Source organism: Paenibacillus tyrphae (assembly GCF_000722545.1).
In the GTDB taxonomy this organism is placed as follows: Bacteria; Bacillota; Bacilli; order Paenibacillales; family NBRC-103111; genus Paenibacillus_G; species Paenibacillus_G tyrfis.
Genome location: NZ_JNVM01000005.1, coordinates 224,551 through 239,673 on the forward strand (window position 1 = coordinate 224,551; position 15,123 = coordinate 239,673).

General features: G+C 56.1%; 15 protein-coding genes. 10 read left to right on the top strand and 5 right to left on the bottom strand.

From position 1 onward, the window contains the following. Positions 1-6 precede the first annotated feature (6 nt). From ET33_RS06695 to ET33_RS06730, 8 genes are all read left to right on the top strand, one after another. On the top strand, positions 7-771 hold the full coding sequence (locus ET33_RS06695) for a creatininase family protein (RefSeq protein ID WP_036678241.1): 765 nt from the start codon (positions 7-9) through the stop codon (positions 769-771). 4 nt (positions 772-775) lie between these two features. Further along, the gene (argH, locus tag ET33_RS06700; protein WP_036678242.1) at positions 776-2,284 is read left to right on the top strand and encodes an argininosuccinate lyase; all 1,509 of its coding nucleotides are present in this window, start codon (positions 776-778) and stop codon (positions 2,282-2,284) included. Next, positions 2,284-3,276: an N-acetylglucosamine kinase gene (locus tag ET33_RS06705; RefSeq protein ID WP_036678244.1), complete on the top strand. Its 993-nt coding sequence runs from the start codon at positions 2,284-2,286 to the stop codon at positions 3,274-3,276. Before argH ends, ET33_RS06705 begins: the two co-directional genes overlap by 1 nt. A 31-nt stretch (positions 3,277-3,307) precedes the next feature. Continuing rightward, complete coding sequence (locus tag ET33_RS06710; protein ID WP_036678247.1) at positions 3,308-4,057, top strand: PIG-L deacetylase family protein; 750 nt, start codon at positions 3,308-3,310, stop codon at positions 4,055-4,057. Positions 4,058-4,205: 148 nt separating this feature from the next. Next, positions 4,206-4,976, top strand: a complete 771-nt coding sequence (locus ET33_RS06715; protein ID WP_036678251.1) for an NUDIX domain-containing protein — start codon at positions 4,206-4,208, stop codon at positions 4,974-4,976. Positions 4,977-5,058: 82 nt separating this feature from the next. After that, on the top strand, positions 5,059-5,715 hold the full coding sequence (gene pnuC, locus ET33_RS06720) for a nicotinamide riboside transporter PnuC (protein WP_036678255.1): 657 nt from the start codon (positions 5,059-5,061) through the stop codon (positions 5,713-5,715). Further along, entirely contained in the window at positions 5,712-6,740 is a 1,029-nt protein-coding gene (locus ET33_RS06725) for an AAA family ATPase (protein WP_036678258.1), read from the top strand. Before pnuC ends, ET33_RS06725 begins: the two co-directional genes overlap by 4 nt. Positions 6,741-6,755: 15 nt before the next feature. Continuing rightward, on the top strand, positions 6,756-7,658 hold the full coding sequence (locus ET33_RS06730; protein WP_036678262.1) for an ADP-ribosylglycohydrolase family protein: 903 nt from the start codon (positions 6,756-6,758) through the stop codon (positions 7,656-7,658). 10 nt (positions 7,659-7,668) lie between these two features. Here ET33_RS06730 and ET33_RS06735 read toward each other — a convergent pair whose 3' ends face one another. The 3 genes from ET33_RS06735 to ET33_RS06745 are packed head-to-tail and all read right to left on the bottom strand — an operon-like array spanning position 7,669 to position 11,384. After that, positions 7,669-8,838, bottom strand: a complete 1,170-nt coding sequence (locus ET33_RS06735; RefSeq protein WP_051775140.1) for a Ger(x)C family spore germination protein — start codon at positions 8,836-8,838, stop codon at positions 7,669-7,671. A 3-nt stretch (positions 8,839-8,841) separates the two neighbouring features. Continuing rightward, a complete protein-coding gene (locus ET33_RS06740) occupies positions 8,842-10,311 on the bottom strand; it encodes a spore germination protein (RefSeq protein ID WP_051775141.1) in 1,470 nt (489 codons plus the stop codon). Further along, on the bottom strand, positions 10,308-11,384 hold the full coding sequence (locus ET33_RS06745; protein ID WP_081890222.1) for a GerAB/ArcD/ProY family transporter: 1,077 nt from the start codon (positions 11,382-11,384) through the stop codon (positions 10,308-10,310). The genes ET33_RS06740 and ET33_RS06745 overlap by 4 nt, the downstream gene beginning before the upstream one ends. A gap of 128 nt (positions 11,385-11,512) precedes the next feature. Here ET33_RS06745 and ET33_RS06750 point away from each other — a divergent pair, with 128 nt between their 5' ends. Beyond that, positions 11,513-12,124, top strand: coding sequence for a hypothetical protein (locus ET33_RS06750; RefSeq protein WP_161783527.1), 612 nt, complete (start codon positions 11,513-11,515; stop codon positions 12,122-12,124). 127 nt (positions 12,125-12,251) lie between these two features. Then, positions 12,252-13,184 carry a manganese-dependent inorganic pyrophosphatase gene (locus ET33_RS06755; protein WP_036678269.1) on the top strand — a complete coding sequence of 311 codons (933 nt, stop codon included), beginning with the start codon at positions 12,252-12,254 and terminating at the stop codon, positions 13,182-13,184. Between the two features lie 126 nt (positions 13,185-13,310). On the opposite strand, the gene ET33_RS06760 is transcribed toward ET33_RS06755, so the two are convergent. Then, a complete protein-coding gene (locus ET33_RS06760) occupies positions 13,311-13,763 on the bottom strand; it encodes a hypothetical protein (RefSeq protein ID WP_036678272.1) in 453 nt (150 codons plus the stop codon). 35 nt (positions 13,764-13,798) lie between these two features. Next, a complete protein-coding gene (locus ET33_RS06765; RefSeq protein WP_036678276.1) occupies positions 13,799-14,953 on the bottom strand; it encodes an N-acetylmuramoyl-L-alanine amidase in 1,155 nt (384 codons plus the stop codon). Between the last annotated feature and the right edge of the window lie 170 nt (positions 14,954-15,123).

A 15,123-nucleotide genomic window follows, 5' to 3' on the forward strand; every position in this document is an offset into this window, starting at 1 on the left:
GAGCATATGAATGTAATCGGAGTTCACGGGCGGGAAATCGGTCAAGTGACGGAGCGCGCGCAATTCGCCGTCGTCCCTCTGGGTTCGGTGGAATACCACGGTCTGCATTCCCCACTCGGGACCGATACGATCTTGGCGGACGGCTTCGCCGAACGGATCGATGCCTCGCTGCATCCTTTGATCTATCCGACGGTTCCGTACTCGGCCTGCCCGGGCAAAACGCAGCATTATCCCGGAACGATCTCGATCCGGCCCTCGATTTTTATCGACTATCTCACCGATGTGGTCGAAGGGATCTGCCGGCTCGGCATCCGCAATATCGTGCTGCTGAACGCCCACGACGCCAATATGGGCCCGTCCCGGACCGTCGCCGAGGCGGTGACCGGCAGCTATCCCGACGCCAGCTTTCTGCTGATCAACTGGTGGCAGATGGCGACCGTCGATTTTACGCAGCGGTTGGGGCTGTTCCAAGGGATGGCGGGAAGAGGACACGGCGGTCCGTACGAGATGTCGGCCGTGAAGGCGTTTCGCCCGGAAATGGTGATCGTGCAGGAATCGGACTTGGAATTAGATTCATGTCCTCCTTTATCTCCTTTGCCTTACGTATTGGTGGAAGGAACCCCCCAAGGCTGGGACGGCTATACGGGCCGCATCCGGCAGTGCTCCTTGGAGGCGGGACAGAGTATCGTCGAAGAAGCAAGCCGCAATATGAACTTGCTCATTAAAGAATGGCTGGATATGAGAAAAGGAAACAATAGGGAGGCCAAGTAACGCTATGGGATATCGCGAACAATGGATGGAGACCGAAGGGACGACGTTTCCCGGCAAAACGTATACGGAGGTTGTGCTGGAGCCGGCTTTTAACGAAGCCAAGACCCATTTGCTAGGCCCGATGATGGCGATCAACAAGGCTCACTTGATCATGCTGGAGAAGCAAAAGCTGGTGACGACCGACGAAGCGAAGCAGATTGCCAAAGCGATCCGATCAATCGACCCGGAGGCGCTCCGCCAAGCGAGCTACACAGGGCAGTTCGAGGATTTGTTCTTCCAGGTCGAGCATCAAATGCTGGAGCATGCGGGCGATATCGCCGGCAATTTGCATCTGGCGCGGAGCCGCAACGACATGGGCATTTCCATCTACCGGATGGTGCTGCGGGAGAAGCTGATCGTGACGCTGACCTCCGCGCTGAAGCTCAATGAGCAGTTGCTGCTGTTCGCCAGAGACCACGCCGATACGCTGATGATCGGTTACACGCATACGCAGCAGGCTCAGCCGACGACGCTTGCGCATTATTTTATGGCGGTCGTCGATTCGCTCAACCGGGATATCCGCCGGATTATGGCGTCTTATGCGAACTGCAACCGGAGCAGCATGGGGGCGGCGGCGCTCACGACATCGGGCTTTGCAATCAGCCGGGAGCACATGATGGAGCTGCTTGCCTTCGACGAGCTGATCGACAATTCGTACGACGCGATCGGCGGGGCCGATTACTTGGGCGAAGTGGCGACGGCCGTGCAATTGGCGGCGATCAACCTGGGCCGGGTCGTGCAAGACATGCTGCTGTGGTGCACGCAGGAGTTCGGTGCGCTGAAGGTGGCGGCTCCGTATGTACAGATTAGCTCGATCATGCCGCAGAAGCGCAATCCCGTCTCGTTCGAGCACATGCGCGCCTTGCTGTCGAGCTGCGTAGGCAATACGAACACGGTGCTGTCGATGATTCACAATACGCCGTTCGGGGACATTGTGGACACCGAGGACGATATGCAGCCTTATGCCTGGAGAAGCCTCGACATTATGGACAAAATGTACCGTTTGTTCGCCGCCGTTGTCGGCACGATGGAAGTGAATAAAGAGGTGCTGCGCGAACGGACGAAGGGAAGCTTCGCCACGGTGACCGAACTGGCGGACACGCTCGTGCGGACGGACGGCTTATCGTTCAGAAAAGCCCATCATATCGTCAGCGATGTCGTTAAGCTGTCTTTGGCGCAAGGCTTGGCGGCCAACGAAATTACGCTGTCCATCGTTAACGAAAGCGCACGCCGCCACATCGGGCGGGATACGTCGCTTACCGAAGAAACGCTGCGTCAGGCGCTCGACCCCGTGCATTTTGTGGAAATCCGCTCGCTGCCGGGAGGACCGAGTCCGAAGGAAATCAACCGCATAGTCGACCTCCGAATGTATCAGCACCAAGCACATCTGAATTGGCTGGGACAAGCGCAGGGCAAAATTCAGCGGGCGCTGGAGCATCTGGACCAAGTCATGACGGAGTGGAGTGGTTCCTGATGGCAAAATGCAGCATCCCTCTGCTGGCGATTGACGGCGGAGGGACCAAATGCCATGTCGTCTTCATGGATCGGCAGGGCAACGTACTCGGGCAAGGAAAAGGCGGTTCGTCCAATTACCAGGGCATCGGGAAAGACGGTGTGATCCGAGAATTGGTGTTCGGTATCGAAGAAGCGATTGCGGACTTGCGACAAAAGGACGATAGCGCTCTGCCGCAGGCGGAAATCGAGGTGGAGTGCGCCGTGTTCGCCCTTGCGGGGCTGGATACGGAATACGACCGACGCGTGATTACCGGGCTGGTGCAGGAGGTGCTGGAGCGGCTGCCGATTAGGGTCCAACATCTGATCGTGGAAAATGACGGCTACGCCGCATTGCTCGGCGCCACCGGCGGCCAGCCGGGAATTCTGGCCATTGCCGGCACGGGCTCCATCATCTTCGGGGTCAACGAGCGGGGGCAGACGGCCAGAGCCGGAGGCTGGGGTCACCGCGTCGGAGACGAAGGCAGCGGCTACTGGATCGGCAAGCAGGCGGTCATGGCGATTCTCAAGGCCTATGACGGCAGGGAGGAGGGCACCCGGATTGGAGAATGGGTGCTGCCGCATTTGGGCATGGATCAGGAAGAGGACTTGTTCAACTGGATGTACGGTCCGGACTACTCGGTCGAGAAATTGAGCGAGCTGTCCCGTGTGGTCGGCCAGGCGGCTTCGGCCGGGGATCGGGAAGCGCAGCGGATTCTGGAGGCGGCCGCCCACGAGTTGTTTATCGGCGTCGCTGCGGTCGTCCGGCACTTGTCGTTCCTAGACAAACCGTTTACAATGATACTGCAGGGCGGCGTGCTGCAGAACGAAGGGCACGTTCGGGAACTGCTGATGCGCAAGATCAAAGCGTACGCTCCGCAGGTTCAACTGGACGAGGCCCGGAAGGAGCCGATTTACGGCGTAACGGCCATGGGGCTCTCCTATTTGCAAACGAAAACGTCTACAGAGGCGTAGTGAAATACGAACAACAGGGGGCTGAAGGGGAATGAAGAAAAGATGGTTATTCGTTTTCGCCCATCCCGACGACGAATCCTTTGCAGCCGGCGGGACGATCGCCAAGCTTAGCAGTACGGGCCACGAGGTCGTTCTGGCGTGCGCCACATCGGGATGCAAGGGGAAGTCGGGCGAGTTTCAATTCGCCACCCGCGAAGAGCTGGCCCGGCACCGGGAAGAGGAGCTGCGCAGCGCGTGCTCCGTGCTCGGCGTTGCCGAGCTGATTCTGTACCGTTATCGGGACGGCGAATTAAAGTCGATCGATCCGGAAGCGTTGGCGGAGCGGATTCGCTCGACCATTGTGGAGCTGAAGCCGGATGCGGTTCTTACGTTCCCGCCGGACGGGGTAACGGGGCATCCCGATCATATCGCGATTTCCGAAGCGACGGAGAAGGCAGTCGTACTGGCGGAGGCGCAGTACCCGGAGGGGCGACGGCCATCTTTTTATTACACCTCGATTCCTCATTATTACGATCACTGCCAAGATTCGGGACCGAAGGATACGTGCCCGATTACGGCGCGGGTCGATATCAGCGACTACCGTCAGCACAAGGGGCGGGCTCTGCAGGCTTACCGGAGCCAGGTTTACTCGGTGAACCGCGCCTATCCCGGCGTGATGGAAGACGACTTCACGGTGATCCGAAACTACGAATATTACACCTTGGTTCGCGCCAACGGCCTGCACGTTCAAGACATGACGAAGACGACTTTGAGCGAGCTGCCGACGATGGATTTGATCTGACGGATCGTGTTAAATCGAATAAGCGGATTTCCAATGTTGTTCCTGCCGTTCCTTTGCGAGCGGCAGTTTTTTTGTTCGGTCTTGACAAATGAATCAAAAATGTCATAATGATATTATTGAAACGGAAAATAAAAGGAGGAGCGGCGGCATGACTATGGAAAACGGTTCGAACTATACGGCAAGCAAATACCGGACGCCGGACGGGGCGCCGGCGGATATCGTCATCTTCACCATTACGTCCGAGCCGCAGCCGACGGCGACGAAATCGCTGCCGAAGCGGGAGCTGCAGGTGCTGCTCATCAAGCGGAAGGTATGGCCGTACGAAGGCATGTGGGCGCTGCCCGGAGGCTTCTCCCGGGAGACGGAGTCGATGTACGAGACCGCGAGGCGCGAACTGCAGGAGGAGACCGGCGTGGACGGCGTTCATATGGAATACTTCAACGTCTACAGCGGCCCGGGCCGGGACCCGCGGGGATGGATTATCTCCCATGCTTTTTTCGCGCTGGTGCATGAGAAATATTTGGCCGCGCGGGCTGCCGCCGACGATGCGGCGGAGGTGGCGCTGTTCCCGGTGTCCGAGGCGCTGACCCGGCTGGAGCTGGCCTTCGACCACAGGCGGATTCTCTCGGATGCGCTGGAGCGGGTCAAGCAGAGCATGCTGGTCACCCCGATTGCCGGAGAGTTTCTGCCGGATGAGTTCACGCTCGGCGAGCTGTATCAGGTCATCCGGACGGTGGTGCCGGACTTCGAGGAAGCGAATTTCATCCGCAAAATGAAATCGACCCAGAGCCGCAGCGGAGTATTGGAGGAGATTCGCGACGTGAACGGGGAACCGAAGAAATCGAACCGCTACTCGCAGCGCGCCGCACAGTTGTACCGTTTTACCGGCAATCTGCCGAAGCTGTCGTTGTACAGCTAATTTTTTTAGGTTCCAATATAGTCGTTTTGAAAGTATTGAAATTGTGTTGTCAACGTAGAACCACATCGGGAGGATGAGATTCATGGACAGATGGTATACGATGGTCGGGCTGCTCGCCTGCATGCTGCTGGTCGCTTATTTCACATCATCGACGCCGCTGGAGATTGCGGCGACCACGAGCGGACTGCTCAGCGTATGGCTGACGGCGCGGCAAAACATTTGGTGCTTTCCCGTCGGGCTGGTGAACGTGGCGTGCTTTTTCGTCACGTTCTACGATGCGAAGCTGTATGCGGATATGACGCTGCAGGTCGTGTTTTTCGTCTTGAGCATTCAAGGATGGATCGTCTGGCTGACCAAACGCGGTCAGGCGAAGGTGCGGCCGACACGGCGGATGACGCCGCAGCTCGGCTTGGGGCTGGCGCTGATGCTCGTCATCGTGACGGCTGGCTGGGGCTACGTGCTCGCCCGCTTCACGGACGCGTCGATCCCTTATGTGGACGCGTTTATTGCGACGCTGAGCATTCTCGCGCAGCTGCTGCTGTCGAACAAGGTGCTGGAAAACTGGCATTTCTGGATTGTGGTCGACGTGCTGTCGATCGGGATGTATGCGTATAAAGAGCTGTATACTTTTGCGTTGTTGTACGTTATTTTCCTCGGGATCGCAACAAGCGGACTGATCCAGTGGCGCAGCGAATATCGGTCGGCGAAGCGGTCGGGCCGCATGGGGGTGGGCTTATGAGCGACAAGCGATTAACGGTCGGGCTGACGCTCGGCAAATTCGCGCCCCTGCATCGGGGGCACCAATATATGATCGAAACGGCTCTCGCGGAGACGGATCACATAATCGTCGTCATCTACGATTGTCCCGAAACAACGGACATTCCGCTGACGGTGCGGGCGGACTGGATTCGCGCCCTGTATCCCGAGGTCGAGGTGATCGAGGCTTGGGACGGGCCGACGGAAACGGGCTATACGCCGGAGATCAAGAAGGCGCAGGAGGATTATATCCTCGGCCTGCTTGGCGGGCGGAGAGTGACACATTTTTATTCCAGCGAGCCGTACGGCGAGCATATGAGCGAAGCGTTGAATGCCGTGAACCGGCAGGTTGACCCGAGGCGGGAGGCGTTTCCGGTATCGGGAACGGCGGTGCGGCATGACCCGCCCGCGAACCGGGCGTTCGTCCATCCGCTGGTGTACCGGGATCTGGTGACGACCGTCGTCTTTCTTGGCGCGCCATCGACCGGCAAAACGACCGTTTGCGATGCGCTGGCCCGCGAGTTCGGAACGGTCTGGATGCCGGAGTACGGGCGCGAGTATTGGGAGCAGCATCAGACCGACCGCCGGCTGACGCCGGACCAGTTGGTGGAGATTGCCGAGGGGCATCTGGCCCGGGAGGAAAAGCTGCTGCCGGAGGCGAACGGCTACCTGTTCGTCGATACGAATGCGATCACGACGTTCATGTTCGCGCACTATTACCACGGGATGGCGCTGCCGCGCCTACGGAACTTGGCGGCGCAGGCGGCTTCGCGTTACGATCTCGTCTTTATGTGCGGCGACGACATCCCGTACGACGACACGTGGGACCGTTCGGGCGACGTGCAGCGCCGCGTGTTCCAGAAGCAGATCGCGGCCGATCTGGCGGCGCGGCGGGTGCCTTACATTCCGCTGCACGGCAGTCTGGAGGAACGGATCGCACAGGTGAAGCGGGTGCTGAGCCGCTACCGCAAGTATGCGAGCCTCGGCGCACCGTGGGCTGAACTATAGGAGGGGGAAATCGGGATGAACGACGGAAGAAAAAGCATGGCGGACCGTATCAAAGGCGGGCTGTACGGCGTCGCCGTCGGCGATGCGCTCGGCGGGACGACCGAATTCATGAGCGCCAAGGAAATTCACCGCAAGTACGGCTATTTGACCGACATCATCGGCGGGGGCGTATGGGACCTCGAACCGGGAGAAGTCACGGACGACACGATGATGACGCTTTGCGTGGCGGAGGGCATTCTCGACCGCCCGGACGACCCGATGGCGAGCATCGGGGAGCGCTTCCTGGCGTGGTACCGTTCCGATCCGAAGGATATCGGGAATATCATTCGGCGGGCGTTCGCGCGGTATGAAGGCCATTGGTTCGAAGCGGCCTTTCTGGCCGATCAAGACCTGGGCCGCAGCGCGGGCAACGGCTCGCTGATGCGCTGCCTGCCGGTGGCGCTAGCTTATGCCGCCCCCGACCGGATCGACCGCATGTCGCGGATGCAGTCGAAGATGACGCACTACGACGAGCGCTGCAACGAAGCGTGCGGCTTGTACAACCGCATCGTGCTGCGGCTGCTGAACGGTGAAGAGCTGCGCCCGGCGATGGCGGCTGAGACGCAGGGCACGCCGTACGCTTCCGCGCTGGCCGAAGTGCCGGACTGCGAGCCGACCGGCTTCGTCGTCGATACGCTGCGCTGGGCGCTCTACTGCCTCCAGCAGGGCGACGGCTTCGCCGATGTCGTTCAGCGGGCCGCCAATCTCGGCGGCGACAGCGACACGATCGGCGCCATCGCCGGCGGGCTGGCGGGCGTGTATTACGGCTACGCCGGCATCCCGGCCACGTATGCGGACGCCATCCTGATCAAGGACCGGCTGGACGCCGTGGCCGGGCGGCTGACGGCGCTGCGGCAGGCTGCCTCCGATGGTTCGTAGTGGAAGCGGCTCAGCTTTTCTCTTTTAACATGGAAGGCCGTTTCAGCTTCAGCTTTTGCGAATTGTCCATTCGGACCTTCACCTTAACGCTTCGCAGAGAGTCCTTGGTCAGGAAAAACTCGTCCTTTTGGGCGAGTTTTTGCCATTTTTTCGGGTCCTGGCGGTATAGAGCGTCGGAGAGCTGCAGCACATCCATTTTACGCTCCAGTCCTTTGCGGTACGTGTGCTCGATTTCTTCTTTTATTTTCTGCTCCGCTTGCCGCTGAATTTCTTTTTCGTCCATTGGACGGTTATATTGAAATACGCCGCCGGAAGTGGATACCTCGATGTTGAAGCTTACCCGGTTTTGCGATACTACGGGAGTGATCACGGCTTTCGGCTTCTGCATGACCACCACCGCCGTCGGCCGTTTCAGATCGCCCAGCGCAAGCACGCCCCGGGCAGTAGACCGGTTCATCCAGCGATTGCCGAGCAAATCTTTATTCGGCATCGCCGCGACCAGCTTGTCCTTCTTCATGCCATACACTCCGTCCATCATCAGGTTCTTATGCGGCTCTGTGTTTTTCGTCCAGGCCTTTTCGTTAATGTCGATGGAAGGCAGGAGAGAGGTCATTCCGGGCTCGTACAGAGTAGACATAAAATGGTATAGCCGCAGCGGCTCGATAAAAGAGCTTTGCCGGTAGATGTCCATCGGACTGCTAAGCTGGGAATACAGCATCGAAATGTTCAGAATCGGATTAGCCGACAAAATCTCCCGCATCGGACGTTCGGTTCCGAATACCCAAGGCGTCTGCCGGAATTCGTTGAACCGGCCCCACAGATCCATGACGTCCGTGATTCCGTGCTCCAGCAGCGCTTTGCTGAAGACGATCGCGGAGATATGACTCCACGAAACGGATTGATGGGACGTGCGGTACACTTGAAAGACGGCTTCATCGAAGGTGGAGGCCGTGCCTTCCCCGATAAAATTGCTCGGATTGGCCCGCCGTCCGCCGCTCTCGACCTTGGCGATGTTCGTAAAATCAATCACTTGGACGTACACCTTATATTGGCCTTTCACATAATCGATACCGATCGCATTCGGGTAAATGACTTGCTCGACGGACCTCATGCCGCAGGCGGAGAGCAGCAGGAGCGGCGGTAAAATAAGCATCAGCTGGAGCAAGGGATGCCTGCGCATCGGTCATTCCTCCCGTTCGGGCAATATCTTCTGCAAAAAGCGGAGCCTTTTCGTCAGTCGGTTGAACGGGGTGCGAAAAAACTCTGGAACAATCTCCTTGAAGGACGTAGGAGACAGCGGCGCCATGAGCGGAACGCCGAAGGAGGTCTGGTTCACCAGGTAGGTGATGATCGCAAAGACCGAGAGCAGGAAGCCGAACAAGCCGAAGCTCGCCGACAAGAGCAGCACGAAAATGCGCAAAATCGAGATTGTTCCAAACAGCGTCTGGGTCGTCGTTACGAAGGAAGCGACCATGCTGGTGGCCATTACGACCACCATGCTCGGCGAGGCCAGACCCGCGCTGATCGCGGCTTGACCGATGATGAGGCCTCCTACCACCGACAGCGTCTGCCCGATGTTAGGCGGCAGGCGCATCCCCGCTTCGCGGAACAGCTCGAACAGGATCAGCATGGCGAACAGCTCAAGCTGGCTCGGAAAAGGGACGCCTTGCCGTGAGATGACAATCGTCGCCAACATGCTCACCGGAAACTGATCTTGATGAAACGTCAGCAGCGCGATCCAGAACCCGGGCAAAAAAACGGCCAGCAACAAACCGAACATGCGCAGCAGTCGGCCGAAGGCGACGAAGTAGAAATGAGTATGCGCGTCCTCGGCGGATTTGAAGGCGAACGTCACGGTAATCGGCGCGATCGCAACGGTGGGCGATCCGTCGAAGAGAATGACCAGCCTGCCTTTCAGCAGAGCCCGGACGGCGAAATCCGGACGCCCCGAATGATAAGCGGCGGGAAACAGCGCGAATTTGGAATCGACGATCCGTTCGATCAGCTCCGAAATGCTGACGAGGCCATCCATCTCCAGCCTGGAGATGCGCTCCTCTACCACCCGAACGGTGCGCGGGTCCGCCGTTCCTTCCATATACATCAAACCGACCCGGGTGCGGGATTTGAGGCCGACGCGGAATTCCTTATAGCTCAGATGATGGGATAGCAGCCGTTTCCGGATAAGCGCGACGTTCGTATCGAGATGTTCGATAAAGCCGTCCCGGGGACCCAGCAAGGAGGTTTCCGTCTTGGGCTCTTCCGGTGTTCGGCTCAGCGGAGCGGCCAGATTGCAGCTGTATAAGCGGTCCGATTCCGTCAGAATCAGCAGGTGGCCTCGGAACAGCAGGTCATTGGCCTGCCGAAACCAGTCCTTTCCCTCGACAGGCTGCAGATTCAGCCCGGTGATGCCGGAAAGGGAGTGCGGAGCGCCGCTCGCGAAGTCCGGGACGGCTTCCATCAGTCTTGGCAGGACGGTTTGGTTTAACTTGTCGGTATCGGTCAGGCCGTGGCAATAATAAAGCAGCAGTCGCGTGCTTTCGCCCGAAGAGACCGGATATTCGACAGTTAAGAACAAAATGTCCTGGCTATCCTCATAGACCGAGCGCAAATACGGCTCGTTTTTTACAGGCGGCAGCTCATGATGAGTGTTCATGGTCCATTCCCTTTCTGGCGACGGGGCAGCAAAGTCATTCCTGCGAGCGTTAAGGACAGCGCCAGCACTGCGCCCGATATATAGGGCAGCGTCGTTTGCAGCGTGCCGAGAAACCGCAGGCCCATCACAGGGAAGTAGGGCGCGGCAACGAACACCCCCGAGCACACGATCAGCCATGGAAGCGATTTATGCTTCCATAGAAGGCTTGCCATGTCTGCGATCAGATACATCGCCAAGGAAATCCGGATGTAAGCCCCCGCCAGCCATTGGTATACGGACAAAAAGTCGAGATGCTCGATATATTTTCCGAGGTTCACCAATCTCCATTCTTCAAACGCCGGATACCGGAGCAAACTGGCTCGGACCGGCCCGAACTCGACGATCGCTCCGATCAGTGGTCCCATGGTCAATCCTACCAAGATGATGCCTAACGCCAGAAGATGAAAGTACTTTATTGATTTGCGAATGCGATGCCGCATCAAAACCAGGACGAATAATTCGCTTAAGCCGGCCCCGATATACGGAATTCCCCGCAGTGCGGGGTCGTAGCCATTTTCGAAAAAGGGCCGCAATAAACCGTAATTTTTGTGCGGGATATTGGACGACATGACGAAGAAACCGAGAACGACGACAATGGGAAGCAGCAGTGCGGCTGTCATAGCGATGCTACGCAGCCCTTTATAGGCGTTGTAAAAGCAAATCCCTACGAGCAGGACTGTAAGGGAAAGTCCGGGCATCAGCGGCAAGTAAATCCGGGACCATTTGATCGTATCCACGGTCGTGACGGCGCCGATGTACAATAAATAAGTGGCAAAGACGGCTGCGAAGAGGACGGCCCAAAACTTACCGAACCGGACGCGGATCCACTCCGCAATGTGCCGGTTCCCGGTTCGCCGGACGATGCAATAGATCAAGGCCAGCCATACCATATATAAGACCGTCGCAAAGAGGACGGAGATCCAAGCGTCCCTGCCCGATACCTCCAGCATAACCGGAATAATGATGACATGATTCATCAATCCCGTCGACAACATCAGAATCATGGATGCTTGCAGGAGTGAAATGGTTGGCATGTGCTCTCACCGTTTGGAGTTCGTTACCCAATTTACCAATATTGTCTTCCATTGGGTAAAGTTTTATCCAAACGTTTTGGCGTCCGGAGAAGCGGATGTTAAAATAGGGCGAGGGAGGAGATGTAGGATTGATGAAATTAAATCGTGATTTTTACAGCAGATTTAATGAAGGGTTTGTCACCAAGATTAAAAATACGCCTCAATTCATGAAAGAAATGATGGAAAACGCTTTTCCGGATGAAGAGACGCCCATCGATCACTGGGGATCCGATTCATTAGGGGGAGCCGAATTTTTTGTCGATAATACGAATCAAATCGTTAAAATGATCAGCCTCGATTATGAGGATTCGGAGCGGTTTGGCGAAGACGATGAGGAATTGCTTCAGGATGAAGATAGACGCTGGAAACAATACGAAATGACAATAAAACAAAATAAAGAGGATAATTCTCATTTTTTTGTTGATATTGTTGATTTAATAAAGGATGAACTGAAGTTTGCCGAACCTCAATATATTGCCGGGGACGAAAAACAGGTTTTTTGTGATTTCATGCCTGAACCTACTAGCCAAGATCATTCTATATTCGATGCTTCAGAATACTTTTTTAGCAGCTATGCGAGCATCAGTGCTTATTGGATACTTAGCGATCGAATCGCCTTTGTTCAATATGCGGAGTCCGATGGGGACGGAGACATTCAGATTTATGTTACGATAGGCATTATCCGCCGAATAATAACTTAAATATTTCTATTAAAGGGATAGGAATAATGCTAGTTTTGCGATATAATCTGCATGGGAAATCTTGATTGTGAATGTGGATGTACGGTATACTTTTCTCGCCAAAACAAAACAAGTAAGGAGAATAAGGATGGATAAAGTACTTATTTTCGGACATAAGAACCCAGACACCGATACGATCTGCTCTGCCCTTGCGTATGCGCATTTGAAAACTCAGCTAGGCCAAAATGTTGAGCCTGTCCGCTTGGGCAGCGTAAACGGGGAAACCCAATACGCGCTTGACTACTTCAAAGCGGAAGCGCCGCGCCTCGTCGAGACGGTGGCAAGCGAAGCGAAAAACGTCATTCTGGTTGACCACAACGAGCGCCAGCAAAGTGCCTCCGACATCGATCAGGTTCGCGTGCTGGAGGTCATCGACCACCACCGCATCGCCAACTTCGAGACAAGTGGTCCGCTCTATTACCGTGCCGAGCCGGTCGGCTGCACGGCGACGATTCTGAAAAAGTTGTACAAAGAAAACGGGGTCGCCATTCCGAAAGAAATCGCCGGTCTCATGCTGTCCGCGATCATTTCCGACTCGCTCCTGTTCAAGTCGCCTACCTGCACGGATGAAGACGTAGCCGCTGCCCGCGAGCTGGCCGAAATCGCCGGCGTGAACGCCGATGCCTACGGTCTGGACATGCTCAAAGCCGGCGCCGATCTGAGCGACAAAACGATCGCCCAACTGATCACGCTCGACGCCAAAGAATTCCAAATGGGCAGCTACAAAGTGGAAATCGCCCAAGTGAACGCCGTCGACACGAACGATGTGCTGTCGCGCCAAGCGGAGCTGGAAGCGGCACTCTCCGGCGTCATCGCGGAGAAAAACCTGGACCTGTTCCTCTTCGTCGTAACGGACATCCTGAACAACGATTCGATCGGCTTGGCCCTCGGCCGCGCCGCGCATGCCGTGGAGCAAGCGTACAACGTGAAGCTGGACGACAACAAAGCCGTGCTCAAAGGCGTCGTCTCCCGCAAATCGCAGATCGTACCGGTGCTCACCGATACGTTCAACAAGCTGTAATACAGGGACCAAAACAAGGCCGCCGGCGCATTGCGCTTGGCGGCCTTTTACAAATTGTACGGAGCGCCGCGGCGCTTCTTTTTGATGCGCGCGGGCGATTCTTGCCTTATTACGCGGAACGTAAGATCATTCCAGAATAACCCGGTCGATCCGCTTATTTTCCCAATCCATCGTGATCTGTAATTTTTGCTTCCCCTGTTCGAAAACATAATGATCGCATTTGGCGGTTTCGTAGCAATCGACTTGTTCGAGCTTGTGCGGTTTGGACAAATCGAGATCTTCTTTGGTGATCGGAATCTTCACCTTGGCGTCAAAAACCGAAGGATACCAGTATCCTTTCACCAGACGGTTATTGACGAGGACGAATGTGGCGTTCGGCCCGTTTGCGCCGATGTAGTGAATTTCTTTCGTTTGGTCTTTGGCGCTGCTCTCCGACGGTTTGCCCATGATCCCGGTTATTTCTTCCTCCGAAGCCCCCGTCGAAATCCCGCCGAACGATAGAGCGGGCTCTCGCTTCCCGGCCGTATCGGCGTGATTGCAGCCCGCGACGGCAACAAGACTGAGAATGATAAAAACCATGGCTCTTCTTTTCAGGCGTCCCCTCGCCAAAAGATTTATTCCCATCTTTTGTATTCGGCGTACCAGGCGTTCACGTAACGCATGTACGTCGTCCAATCCCAACCGGACCCCGGGTCCGTATGGGTCTGATTCGGGTACTCGCTGTGCCCTTTGATGTGATCCCGATCGACCGGAATTCCGTAGCTGTAGCACATGAGGGCCGCCAGCTTGGCCGACTCGTTGTACATGGTCGTGGTAAACCATTTTCCCGGATCGTTAATGTAGCCTTCGTGCTCGATCCCGATGGTGTAAGAGTTCGCGCTGCGGGCGTGATAGGCAATATCTTTATCCTTGACCATCTGGGTAATTTCTCCGTCCGAGCTTCTTACATAATAGTGCGCGGCCGAAGGCCCGTCATGCTTTTGCTGCGCCCAACTGATGGAGCCGGCGTAAGTGCCCTGCATGACGTGAATCACCAGATGCGTAATGGTTCCGCGGCCGCGGTTTCCGGTTTCATAATTGGAGGAATGCGCCGCTTTCCAAATCGGTTTCACCACTGGCGGACCGCCAAGAGTGGAAATGACGATTTCGTTTTTAATCGTTACCTTATTACCCGATGGAATAAGCAGCTTGGAAGTGCCCAGCACTTGCTGAAGATAAGAGGCGTTCAGCTCGTCGTTTTCCGAGCCCAGATACATTTTGACGGAGCCGGACCAGTCCGGCAGATTGGGCGATTCCCGGAATTCGGGATTTGCCGTCTTTTGAAAATCGGCAAGAAGCGCGGCCGCTCCCATAATGTTCGACTTATCGTCCGATTTAAGCAAATTCACGTCGAGTCCGGAAAGGCGGGAAGCTTTCTCCAGCGTCTGCTTGACCGGGTTGGAAACGAGATTCATGATCCCGTAACCGTTTTCAAAACTAGGAAGGCCTACATGGTTACTTAGCCGCGATTCAGTCCAGCCGATGGCTATGAGCAAATCACGGGGGACCTTATACTGCTTCGATGCTGCTTCGAATGCTGCCAATAAGGTATCGGGCACGACGTAAGCCTGCTCGTTTGCCAGCTTGGCTTCCGCGTCCAATTGCTGCAGCTCCTTGTTTATTGTGCTGCCGCTGTCCTTTGCCGCTTCCGCCGCATAGCTTGCCCATGGCGCGCTGACCGTGAGCAGTGTCGCTAAAGATAAAATGCCTAGTACATAACGAGCCTTCATTCGAGATTCCTCCTAAAAAGTGGAATAAAATCTAACATAAATAATTATGTAAAAAATACAAAAATCCTCCTTTTAGTTCTAAATATTTCTTAATCTAAAGGATGGATCAAGCGGAGTTTCAATAGGCTATGAGAGGGGCCGTTTTTCGACATTTTCCGTGCATCATATTG

Excerpts from the sequence above, each read along its gene's own strand:
- ET33_RS06695 (WP_036678241.1), top strand. The coding sequence starts at position 7 with ATGAATGTAATCGGAGTTCACGGGCGGGAAATCGGTCAAGTGACGGAG.
- argH (WP_036678242.1), top strand. The coding sequence starts at position 776 with ATGGGATATCGCGAACAATGGATGGAGACCGAAGGGACGACGTTTCCC.
- ET33_RS06705 (WP_036678244.1), top strand. The coding sequence starts at position 2,284 with ATGGCAAAATGCAGCATCCCTCTGCTGGCGATTGACGGCGGAGGGACC.
- ET33_RS06710 (WP_036678247.1), top strand. The coding sequence starts at position 3,308 with ATGAAGAAAAGATGGTTATTCGTTTTCGCCCATCCCGACGACGAATCC.
- ET33_RS06715 (WP_036678251.1), top strand. The coding sequence starts at position 4,206 with ATGACTATGGAAAACGGTTCGAACTATACGGCAAGCAAATACCGGACG.
- pnuC (WP_036678255.1), top strand. The coding sequence starts at position 5,059 with ATGGACAGATGGTATACGATGGTCGGGCTGCTCGCCTGCATGCTGCTG.
- ET33_RS06725 (WP_036678258.1), top strand. The coding sequence starts at position 5,712 with ATGAGCGACAAGCGATTAACGGTCGGGCTGACGCTCGGCAAATTCGCG.
- ET33_RS06730 (WP_036678262.1), top strand. The coding sequence starts at position 6,756 with ATGAACGACGGAAGAAAAAGCATGGCGGACCGTATCAAAGGCGGGCTG.
- ET33_RS06735 (WP_051775140.1), bottom strand. The coding sequence starts at position 8,838 with ATGCGCAGGCATCCCTTGCTCCAGCTGATGCTTATTTTACCGCCGCTC.
- ET33_RS06740 (WP_051775141.1), bottom strand. The coding sequence starts at position 10,311 with ATGAACACTCATCATGAGCTGCCGCCTGTAAAAAACGAGCCGTATTTG.
- ET33_RS06745 (WP_081890222.1), bottom strand. The coding sequence starts at position 11,384 with ATGCCAACCATTTCACTCCTGCAAGCATCCATGATTCTGATGTTGTCG.
- ET33_RS06755 (WP_036678269.1), top strand. The coding sequence starts at position 12,252 with ATGGATAAAGTACTTATTTTCGGACATAAGAACCCAGACACCGATACG.
- ET33_RS06760 (WP_036678272.1), bottom strand. The coding sequence starts at position 13,763 with ATGGTTTTTATCATTCTCAGTCTTGTTGCCGTCGCGGGCTGCAATCAC.
- ET33_RS06765 (WP_036678276.1), bottom strand. The coding sequence starts at position 14,953 with ATGAAGGCTCGTTATGTACTAGGCATTTTATCTTTAGCGACACTGCTC.